The sequence below is a fragment of the Parashewanella spongiae genome, from assembly GCF_004358345.1.
Classification (GTDB): Bacteria; Pseudomonadota; Gammaproteobacteria; order Enterobacterales; family Shewanellaceae; genus Parashewanella; species Parashewanella spongiae.
This window is the reverse complement of record NZ_CP037952.1, coordinates 735,112-746,384: the sequence shown is the minus strand read 5'-3', so window position 1 is coordinate 746,384 and position 11,273 is coordinate 735,112. Positions and strand designations below refer to the sequence as shown.

Here is an 11,273-nt window from a genome sequence, read left to right as displayed (position 1 = left end):
TATGCTTGAGAACGCAGTCAACTGATGTTTTTAGGTTGAACAGATAAATGCTCAAAGAGCACAAAATTTAATCCTGAAAGATCAACAGCCCCTAAGAAATATCTTTGGAGCATAGATCGCGATCCAACGAACTTAGAAAAGTTGCGGAAGAAGGTATACCTATGAGTTCTCGTCACTTCAGCGTCGGTAGTCTAGTGCCTTTGCTTTTTCTATAAAAGTCACTGGATACTAGCCTTCGTTGGTATGACAAAGCTTGGTACTTTCTAAATCGTTAGCTCCCTTATTGTAATTTCAAGGTCAAAAGATTATGAAGTTTCGGTTGCTCGGATTGGGTGCACGAGCCCAGAACACTTAACATAACATTTTTACTTAACTGATCAAAAACTTGTGTCACTAACTCATTGTGAGTCTCATCATTTAAAAAGCGTTCGAGTAATTTCGCTAACATCGGTCTGTCTGCTTGAGTCACTCCTACGTATATATGAGCTCCAATTAACGATGGATGTATCTTTGTAATCAATTCATAAAGAGCATCAGTGGGACATGAGAAGTAACTTAAAAATAAAATGTTTGTGCCTTTTGCCAAAAGTAAGTCTAAATCATCACCTAGTTTAATGGTGAAATCTTGCGTGCCGATGACCAAAGGTTTAATTGCATTTTCTTTTAACAAATACATGCATTCTCGATTAGTTAACCGTGGTATGAGTTGCTGTTGCTCTGTTCCATCCAGTTGACTAAATAAATAAGCCGCACTTCCTTTATCAGTAAATTCTCTTAATTGCTCAATGATTAAATTTAGCTTTTTGCTTGCTGGAAGCGCTTCATAGAAGCAAATTAGTTTTAGTGCGCACGGCGATTGTTCTAACACTTTACATTTTCTTGTGCTTAGGTTAACTCGAATATACTCAGAAATAATATCATCAGCGTCCGAACGTCCTTTTACTTTTTTAATAAATGCACCACTAGCACTTTCTGGGAGGTTATCAAAAAAAATGTGCAGCGTTTGCTGATTTGCTTTTAATACGGTTTGAATAATATTTGGCGCGTCATCAGATATAGGCTTGCTCGCTTCTTGCTGCATCCAATGACTTAATAATGTCGGCTGATTCACAGCCACGTCATTAATAATAGCCAGAGCCGCTGCTTGCTGCTTACTGTCTCCTCCTGCTATTGTGTGCATAATATCTAATTGTTTATTTTCAGATAATTTGCTGAGTATTTCTCGCTTTTCATCCATTGCAATAAAATCATCTGTTAGCGCTTTTACCGCTTTTTCTACAGAGAGTATTGGGTGCGAAACAATAAACCGATTAAGCCGTGTTATTTCACGGCTTATTGTTTCCTTTGATGCAATAGTAAAGAGACCAGTTTCATGAAATACAACTAAAGGCTCATTCGGACAAGACTTAGCATGGAAGTGTCGGTTCTGTAAGGCACTAATTATAATAAAATCAACCATTTTACCTTCATTGATACTTTTAATTTCACTCGAACAACAATGGGTACCAACCTCAGGAATACGCTCTAATCGTACTTCAACACTCATTCATATACTCCAACTCATGCACTTCATCTATACAAGGTTAAAAACATATGGGTTTAATCTCAAGAATTGTGAAGCATGATTAACATACTATTTATGACTCTTATTAACGAATATCTTCCGAAAAGATAGCAATTGACCTAGACAAACCGTTAAAATGTTCTCTTTTCACTTAATCAATGAAGTAACGGCTGACGGTCACCAATGAAATCAAATATACACTCTTTGCTTGAACAAACTTTAAACACATTAATCCAGCAAGGCGTTGTGCCTGCTGAAGTTCAAGCACGCATTCAGGTAGACCGAACCAAAGACAAAAGCCACGGTGATTTTGCGACAAATTTAGCAATGATGTTAACCAAAGCAGCAAGTAAAAACCCACGTGAGCTGGCGAAATTAATTATTGATAACTTACCCGCTGCAGACTATGTATCAAAAGTTGAAATCGCGGGCCCAGGTTTCATAAACTTCTTTATTGACGATAACGCCCTTGCAAACCAGTTACAGCACGCTGTGAACGACTCTAAACTTGGGGTTAACTTACCTAAAACTCAGACGGTTGTTGTTGATTACTCGTCACCGAATTTAGCCAAAGAAATGCACGTAGGGCATCTGCGTTCAACAATCATTGGCGACAGCATTGTGCGCACATTAGAATTTTTAGGCCACAATGTCATTCGACAAAACCATGTTGGTGATTGGGGTACTCAATTCGGTATGCTATTAGCCTACATGGAAGAATTACAAGCTAAAAATGGTCAACAAGCCGAGCTTGAGCTCTCTGATTTAGAAGCATTTTATCGTCAAGCTAAAGTCCGTTTTGATGAATCTGATGAGTTCGCCAATTACGCCCGTCAACTTGTGGTTAAACTGCAATCAGGCGATGAGTATTGCAACAAGTTATGGCGTCAATTCAATGATATTTCACTCAGTCATTGCCACCAAGTGTATGACAAACTTGGTGTCAGCCTAAGCCGATCTGATGTCCACGGTGAAAGTGCTTATAACGATGATTTAACCAATGTCGTTGCTGATCTTGATACTCAAGGCTTATTGACTGAAAGCAACGGCGCCAAAGTCGTTTTTCAAAACGAATTTAAGAATAAAGAAGGTGAGCCATTACCTGTCATCATTCAAAAAGCGGATGGTGGTTATCTGTATGCTACTTCTGATCTAGCGGCAATGCGATACCGAGCCAATGTATTAAAAGCAGATCGCGCGTTATATTTTGTTGATTTGCGCCAAGGCTTGCACTTCCAACAGGTATTTAGCTTAGCGAAAAAGGCAAAGTTCGTTCCTGAGCACCTTTCTCTTGAACACCTCGGTTTTGGCACCATGAATGGTGAAGATGGTCGCCCATTCAAAACCCGTAGCGGTGGCGTGGTAAAACTTTCCGATCTACTCGATGAAGCTATTGTTCGTGCTAATGCTCTCGTTCGCAGCAAAAACCCTGATATGGACGAAGAAACCGTTGCCAAAATAGCCAAAGTCGTTGGCATAAGTTCGGTTAAATATGCTGATTTGTCGAAGAACCGAACCAGCGATTATATTTTCAGCTTTGATCAAATGCTCAGCTTTGAAGGCAACACAGCGCCTTACCTGCTTTATGCTTATACTCGAGTGGTCGGCATATTCAACCGAGTTGAGAACATTGATTTATCTGATGCGACTATCAGTCTCAATCATGAAAAAGAAAAAGCCTTAGGCACTAAGCTTGGACAATTTAACGAAACACTGGTTCGCGTGAGTGCAAAAGGGCAACCTCATGTATTGTGTGGCTACTTATTCGAGCTCGCTGGAGCGTTTTCAAGTTTTTATGAAGCATGTCCTGTGCTGACGGCTGAAACTGAAGCGCAAAAACACAGTCGCTTATTATTAGCTAAACTAACAGCACAAACACTCAAGCAAGGTCTTGCACTTCTAGGGATTGAAACATTAGAGCAAATGTAAAATGAGTCGGGATTACAACAAGACAAAACCAAAAGCTCGTAAGAGCTCAAGCCGCCAAAAACCACAGAATACTGGCGGTAAATACCCAATACTTCTGTTATTGTTCGCAATAATGGGTATTGGTGCTTTTGGCTACTTTTTATGGAGCATAAAAGACAGTGCCGAAACAGCTCCAACAATAGCTGAAGTAAAAAAAACGCCACCTAAAAAAGTGAAAAAAGATGATTTACCCCCAAAACCAAAAGATGAGTGGGAATATCAAAACCTTTTAGAAAACCAAAAGATTGAAGTTGATGTACCTAAAAAGGAAGTTAAACCCAAACGTCCTTACCAAATGCAATGTGGCTCTTTTAGAACAGAAGCACAGGCAGACTCTTTGAAAGCCAATATTGCTTTTCAAGGATTAGAGGCGGAAGTTCGTAAAGTCAAAGGAAAAACAGGAACTTGGTATAAAGTCGTTTTAGGCCCTTATCCTCATAAACGTGCCGCTGAGCGTCAACGCCACAAGTTGCAACGCGGTAATATTAATGGCTGCCAAATTTGGTTTTGGGAAAGTTAAACCAATTTATATGAATAAAAACCAGTGAGAGCTGGTTTTTTTATGCCTATTAAAAATAAATGAGGGTACAGGTGAACAATAATTAGCTTATTGCTGGTCATCTAAAATACAACTAATTAATAATTGCTACCTCATGAAGCGCTCGATTAATTTTAATTCCAGTTACTTACCTGTCCTGTTTGCTCTGTCATTCGTTTTTTCATCAGCTACGATTGCGGCTGAAACTCACTCTAAACCTTCAGCGAACAAAACCATGACTCAAGGCCTTAATCACTTAGGCTTAAGTGTTAAGCACCTTGAACGAACCGCTGAGTTTTTTGTTCACACATTAGGATGGAAAAAAGCAGGTGGATACCCTGATTACCCATCCATTTTTATTACCGACGGAAAAATGTTTCTGACTTTATGGCAAACCCAAAGCGATGCCAAAACCATCGACTTCGATCGTAAACATAATGTCGGCTTGCATCACCTCGCATTTTCAGTTGCAAGTTTAAATGATTTGAATGCCTTACACGCCAGCTTTCAAAAGCTTGATGATGTTGAAATCGAGTTTGCCCCACAACCCAATGGAGGAGGTCCAACTATTCATATGATGATCAGAGAGCCTAGCGGAAATCGATTAGAATTTGCATTTAATCCACCTAAATAAATCGTGATTTCATGCCGCCAATTGGCTGTTTGAATACTCAGTATTCTATTTCAGATTACTTATGGTCAAAAGGCAATAGAAATTTGATCAAGATAGATTTACTGAACTTTTACTTGTTGTTCCAAGTCACACTTTTAGTATTTTCATAACCTTTTTATGAGTTTGTGAACTGGACATCAAATTTTCTATTTCAATTCGCCATGTTTATCGTGCTTAGGCAAAGTATCTGGCTTTAACCAGATTCAAACTCACGTTACACGGCTTTGATTAACATAACTGAACCGCTCACTGATGCGACCAATATTTGATTGCATTGTGACCATCACTGCCATATTGTCTAACTGAGCTTAATTTTTCGACACTTATGCAGTCATCACCTTAATTAATAGGGAAAAACCATGCTGATTGGAATACCCAAAGAACAATTAGAAAACGAAACTCGGGTGGCCGCTACCCCTACTAGCGTTATTCAGTTAAAAAAACTGGGATTCGACGTAATCGTCGAGCAAGGCGCAGGACTAGCGGCTAATTTTGACGATAATCTATTTTTACAGTCAGGTGCCCAGCTCTCTGACTCTGTGCTCAATGCAGACATTATTTTCAAAGTCAACGCCCCGACAGATAGTGAAATCAAACAAATGAAGCCAGGAACAATCCTGATAAGCTTCGTCTGGCCGGCACAACACCCTGATTTAGTTGACTTACTAGCAAAACAACAAATTACTGTACTAGCAATGGACATGGTACCTCGTATTTCCAGAGCCCAATCTCTGGATGCCTTGTCTTCTATGGCAAACATCAGTGGCTATCGCGCTGTGGTTGAAGCCGCACACGAGTTTGGACGTTTTTTTACTGGCCAAATTACGGCCGCAGGAAAAGTGCCACCAGCAAAAGTATTAGTCATCGGTGCTGGCGTTGCTGGTCTTGCCGCAATTGGATCCGCAGGATCTTTGGGTGCCATCGTTCGTGCTTTTGACACTCGTCTAGAAGTGGCTGAACAAATTGAATCTATGGGTGGGCAGTTTTTAAAACTTGAATTTGACAATAAAGAAGGCGATGCATCTGACGGTTATGCCAAAGTCATGTCTGATGAATTTATTGCCGCTGAAATGGCTCTATTTGCCGAGCAGGCTAAAGACGTTGATATCATTATCACCACTGCCCAAATTCCGGGGAAAACAGCGCCTAAACTGATTTCATCTGAAATGGTCGCAAGCATGAAATCAGGATCAGTTATTGTTGATTTAGCCGCGGGTTCTGGGGGTAATGTTGAGCCCAGTGTTGCTGGTAAAAAGATCATTACCGATAATGGTGTTACCGTCATTGGTTATACTGATTTAGCCAGCCGCTTAGCCAGTCAATCATCACAATTATACTCCACCAATTTAGTTAATTTGATGAAGCTACTTTGCAAACAAAAAGACGGACAAGTTGCACTCGATTTTGATGATGTCGTCACGCGAAACATGACAGTAACCCATCAAAGCGAGATCATGTTCCCGCCGCCACCTATTTCGGTCTCTGCTGCCCCTTCGAAACCTAAAGTCACCGAAAAAGTTGAAACGCAGGCTCCAAAACAACCATCGAAAACCAAGTATGTTATAGGCACATTAGGAATAGCGGCTTTTATGGCTATTGCGGCTACCGCCCCAGCGGATTTTTTATCCCATTTCACCGTGTTTATTTTATCTTGTATCGTTGGCTATTACGTAGTTTGGAATGTCTCACATTCACTGCACACACCGCTTATGTCCGTCACAAATGCCATTTCTGGGATCATTGTCGTCGGTGCATTATTGCAGATAGGTCACGACTCATTATTGATCAAAGCCTTGGCTTTCTTCGCTGTACTAATAGCCAGTATCAATATCTTTGGTGGGTTCACAGTGACTCAACGTATGCTAAAAATGTTCCGTAAAGGTTAAGGAGTCAAACTGTGTCTCAAGGAATTATTACAGCCGCCTATTTAGTAGCAGCGGTATTATTTATCTTCAGCTTAGCGGGACTGTCAAAACAAGAAACCGCTAAACAAGGCAATATCTCAGGTATTGCTGGTATGAGCATTGCGCTACTGGCCACAATACTTGCACCTGATACATCAGGTATTGAATGGATATTATTAGCTATGGTGCTTGGCGGAGCCATCGGCATACACTTGGCTCGAAAAGTGGAAATGACGGAGATGCCAGAGTTAGTTGCTATCTTACACAGCTTTGTCGGTTTGGCTGCGGTGTTGGTTGGCTTTAACAGTTTTATCGATCTTCATCCACAATCTGCCATCGACTTAGCCAGCAATTTGGGTATGGCTTCAACGAGTACGAAGGATGTGTTAACGGCTGAAACAGATGTCGCTTACTATATTCATTTAGTTGAAGTGTTCATTGGTATTTTTATCGGCGCGGTGACTTTTAGTGGCTCAATTGTTGCGTTTGGTAAACTCCGTGGCGTAATTAATTCAAAAGCATTAATGCTGCCTCACAGACACAAGCTCAATTTACTGGTTTTGATCGCATCAGCGATTATGCTCGCCATGTTTATTGGTGACAGTACCGGTTTAACGGTTTTACTTGTCATGACCATCTTAGCCTGTGCTTTTGGTTGGCACTTAGTCGCATCGATAGGCGGTGCTGACATGCCTGTTGTGGTATCAATGTTGAATTCATACTCAGGTTGGGCCGCTGCTGCCGCAGGCTTCATGTTATCTAATGATTTGCTTATTATCGTTGGCGCACTTGTGGGATCTTCCGGTGCGATTTTATCTTACATCATGTGTAAAGCGATGAATCGCTCGTTTATCTCGGTCATTGCGGGTGGTTTCGGCAATGATGTTCAGTCATCAGGCTCGACAGAAACGCAAGGTGAACACCGAGAAATCAACGCGGAAGACGTTGCTGACATGTTGAAAGACTCCACTTCAGTCATCATTACTCCAGGGTATGGTATGGCGGTCGCGCAAGCTCAGTATCCTGTGGCTGAAATCACTCAACAATTGCGCAATAAAGGCATTAATGTTCGTTTTGGTATTCACCCTGTCGCAGGGCGCTTACCGGGACACATGAACGTATTACTCGCAGAAGCCAAAGTCCCGTATGATATCGTACTTGAAATGGATGAACTTAATGATGACTTCGGTGATACTGATACGGTGCTTGTGATTGGCGCAAATGACACGGTCAATCCAGCGGCTCTTGACGATCCTAATAGTCCAATTGCGGGCATGCCAGTACTTGAAGTTTGGAATGCCCGTAATGTCATTGTCTTTAAACGCTCAATGAATACCGGTTATGCGGGTGTGCAAAATCCATTGTTCTTCAAAGACAACACCCAAATGCTATTTGGTGATGCGAAAGCGAGTGTTGAAAATATCTTAAAAGCACTTTAATAATCGTAAATAAACTTAAGCTCTAGGTGGCGCAAATGGCCTCTAGAGCTTAACGCTTTTATATCTAATTCTTTTTCCTCATATATCACTTAACACAGCTTCTTATACCAATTACAGTAATTAAATGCTTAATTATTCAACTCAGAACATGGATGCTCTTTCGTTCCACCTTCGTAATAATAACAATGAGGATTTAACGTCGCCTTTGAACAACGAATTTTACCACCATCACACGAAGGCAATGTTCGAGTTTTACCTGCATGAATCTTAAACGTTAAATCATGGTTATGTAAATTGTTTATGATTCTAGAACTCGGATTCAAAAAAGTACTCGTTTTAGTTTGGTGGTAGCAATCATAATCACAATCAGACCAATCATTATTTTGATCAAAATAAGCTTCATACTCAACATGCATCGCATAGCCACCACGGTTTTCAATAGTGATGTGATCTTCTTGACCACGTTGTAGGGAAAGTGGAATAAGGTTATCCAACATGTGATCCGCTTGTACTGTAATCGCATAGTCGCCAATATGGGGAGCATTTTTATCAATGGCGAGTTTTACTATGCAGTGCCCACCAGTTTCAAGATTTGTGCAAGCATTGTCAGTAATAACTTCAGAAATAGAGTCAGGAACACTAACACGAACTCCAGTGATATCTTGCTGACTTCGGTTATATAACTTCAAATCTACTTTATAATTAATTGGATCTAGTGTTACACCTTGTTCACTGAGAATACGATCACCCACAGCTCCTTGTATCATTGCATAGGGATGTACAATTATTCCTAAGTCCCGATGATATTGATTATCATCATATCTGATGCCCAAATTGATCCGGCCTACATGAGTATCACTGTTCACTTGATAACTTAAAGTACAGCCCGCACTTTGCGGTAAATGATGAGTGGTTAAACAAGAACCACTTAGGTTGATTGCATCGGGCAAATCATCCGGAAGAACTAAGTGTAAATCTGTAATATCACCAGCAGTCAAATTTTTTATCGCAATACTCCCTGTACTTCCAGTGTACAAATTCATAGAGTCATTGATTAATGTACCTGTCTGATTATCTATAGTCACAAGCCATAGAAAATGTCCATCACTCGGTGTTTTTGGGGGTAAAGGCTGCTGAATAATCATGGGCCAACGATCCTGAGCAAGATTATCTGCAATTACACTAACAATGAAATTACCCTGTAAAACTTTACTCGGAAGTCGGTAATGCAATGTACAACTGTCTTGTGGCGCTATATCTGACTCAGTTAAACAGTTCCCACTAAAAAACTGCCTTATATTGTTATCGACTTCTACTTTTAAATTATCTGCTGTTTGATCCCCCACATTGAAAAACAACAGATCCCCCTCTGCATTTGGGGCTAAACTTAATTTCGTGATATTTTGATCATCTTCAGGAAAGCGCATTGCAACAGCAGGGCCTTGATGAATGTTAACCGCTAAATCTTCACTAAATGGAGTGAAAGGTTCTGTGGAAAGCACGTACCGCCCTGCAACCGCATCGTCTGGAATTGAATAATTTAAAATACAGTATTGCCCACCACTTAATGACGTCGTAGTAAAACAAGGCGAATTGGGATCAAAATAAGATTGAAATACAGTGCTTGGGCGATCGAAATCCTCATTATAAACTAAGAAACTAAACCTCAAATGAGCGGCTAAAGAATCTGTTAAGCCTGTATTAAATATTTCAATACTTCCACTTGTTCCAGCTGCTATATCCAAAGTTCTTATGAAGTTATCATGTTGCCGATAAACTAAAGTTGCAAGATTTGTTCTGCTCTGCAAGTTAGCGTTTATATTTACTTTATAGGGCGTAGTTTCATTAAAGCCTGTATTTATCGAAAAACCTTGTGCTGAACTGCCTTCATAAGCGTGAAATACAGTCATATTACGAAAATCATAACGCAGTGCACAAAAATCGTCTTTTTGGCCCAACGGTTGAAATGCTCTCTGGAGGAAACAATCACTATCTCTAGTATTCCCAAAGCCTCGCCTAACTTCATCTGGAATCGACAGCTCTTTATTCACTTCCAATTGAGATAAAAGCCAGTAATTTGCATTACGAAAATACAACATTCCATGGGATTGGTTATCAATATTAATATAATTGATCTCATTTCCCACTTCATTTCTAATATCTAGATATTTAAAGACATTATTACAAAACAGATTATCATCCGCACTGCAAATACCAACCTTCAGCGTCAAAAAATACAAAGCCAAAATAGAGTTATCTATATTAATCAAATTGATATCATCTCTTTCTGGTGCTTGATAGCTTTCAGGCGGTACTATTGATGTTGGTGGAAACGTATCGAAACGACTAATCTTAGGGTAACCGTTGGTTGGATCACCACGGTAACTTAGCCAATATTTATTAGAGGCATATACAATTGAAAGGGCATTGGATGAAACTTCAATATTGGTACTTTCTTCCGTCCCTCCTTGTATAGAGGTCAAAGTACCGTCACTATTTACACTCGCAGTTATTGGATATATAGGTTCGAAATCTGTCAGCTCACTTCCCCGCTTTCCGACTCCAAATAGGGTGTGTCCATCTGCAGAAAAATTAAATACAGGTAGATGAAGATCTGGCAGAGCTTGGCATTGATCGCCATTAAATTCTGGTATGTCAAAGCGGCAAATTCCTATAGAGCCATAATGGTAAGGAGTCGCAACTGAGAAATAATAAACACCGTTAAAGTCGTTACGTTTTAAATCGATGATACTTGTCTGCCCATCAGCAATTCTGAGGTTAATCTTTTCTACTGTTGAGTTTTCATTAATTTTTCCGTTTTCATCTGTTAGCACTCTAAATAGTTCTGAACTGCCAATCATCGTCACGTATAACCATTGATGGCCGTCACGGGTAAAACCAATGCTCAATTTATTATAGTTTCTACTTATTCTACTTAAACCTGAAACATCAACAGTATTACATTCACTTAACCTCAAATTTTGCCAATGACACTGAATAATATTTCCATGACCTCGATTTGCTATGAATACAATATCGCCTTTACCTTTTACAGCATCTGTAGGGTTTGATACCCAAGTTTGTCCGACAACTTTTGGCATAACCAAAACTAACAAGCTACAGAATAAAATTGCTTTTACTTGCTTGCACATAACAACTCCAAAGCCTTTATTTGATTACCAACGTA

7 protein-coding genes are annotated in these 11,273 nt (G+C 40.0%); 5 read left to right on the top strand and 2 right to left on the bottom strand.

Features of this window, described 5'->3' with window-relative positions; translation table 11 throughout:
- Window positions 1-280: 280 nt before the first annotated feature.
- The gene (locus E2I05_RS02655; protein WP_121853017.1) at window positions 281-1,546 is read right to left on the bottom strand and encodes a hypothetical protein; all 1,266 of its coding nucleotides are present in this window, start codon (window positions 1,544-1,546) and stop codon (window positions 281-283) included.
- A gap of 201 nt (window positions 1,547-1,747) precedes the next feature.
- Between E2I05_RS02655 and argS the strand changes: the two genes are divergently transcribed.
- From argS to pntB, 5 genes are all read left to right on the top strand, one after another.
- Window positions 1,748-3,493: an arginine--tRNA ligase gene (gene argS, locus E2I05_RS02650; RefSeq protein ID WP_121853018.1), complete on the top strand. Its 1,746-nt coding sequence runs from the start codon at window positions 1,748-1,750 to the stop codon at window positions 3,491-3,493.
- 1 nt (window position 3,494) lies between these two features.
- Window positions 3,495-4,052 carry an SPOR domain-containing protein gene (locus E2I05_RS02645; RefSeq protein WP_121853019.1) on the top strand — a complete coding sequence of 186 codons (558 nt, stop codon included), beginning with the start codon at window positions 3,495-3,497 and terminating at the stop codon, window positions 4,050-4,052.
- A gap of 133 nt (window positions 4,053-4,185) precedes the next feature.
- Window positions 4,186-4,704 carry a VOC family protein gene (locus tag E2I05_RS02640; protein WP_243641060.1) on the top strand — a complete coding sequence of 173 codons (519 nt, stop codon included), beginning with the start codon at window positions 4,186-4,188 and terminating at the stop codon, window positions 4,702-4,704.
- A 398-nt stretch (window positions 4,705-5,102) separates the two neighbouring features.
- Window positions 5,103-6,629, top strand: coding sequence for a Re/Si-specific NAD(P)(+) transhydrogenase subunit alpha (locus tag E2I05_RS02635; RefSeq protein WP_121853020.1), 1,527 nt, complete (start codon window positions 5,103-5,105; stop codon window positions 6,627-6,629).
- An 11-nt stretch (window positions 6,630-6,640) separates the two neighbouring features.
- Window positions 6,641-8,086 carry a Re/Si-specific NAD(P)(+) transhydrogenase subunit beta gene (gene pntB / locus E2I05_RS02630; protein ID WP_121853021.1) on the top strand — a complete coding sequence of 482 codons (1,446 nt, stop codon included), beginning with the start codon at window positions 6,641-6,643 and terminating at the stop codon, window positions 8,084-8,086.
- 128 nt (window positions 8,087-8,214) lie between these two features.
- Here pntB and E2I05_RS02625 read toward each other — a convergent pair whose 3' ends face one another.
- Window positions 8,215-11,238, bottom strand: coding sequence for a hypothetical protein (locus tag E2I05_RS02625; RefSeq protein WP_121853022.1), 3,024 nt, complete (start codon window positions 11,236-11,238; stop codon window positions 8,215-8,217).
- Window positions 11,239-11,273: the final 35 nt, after the last annotated feature.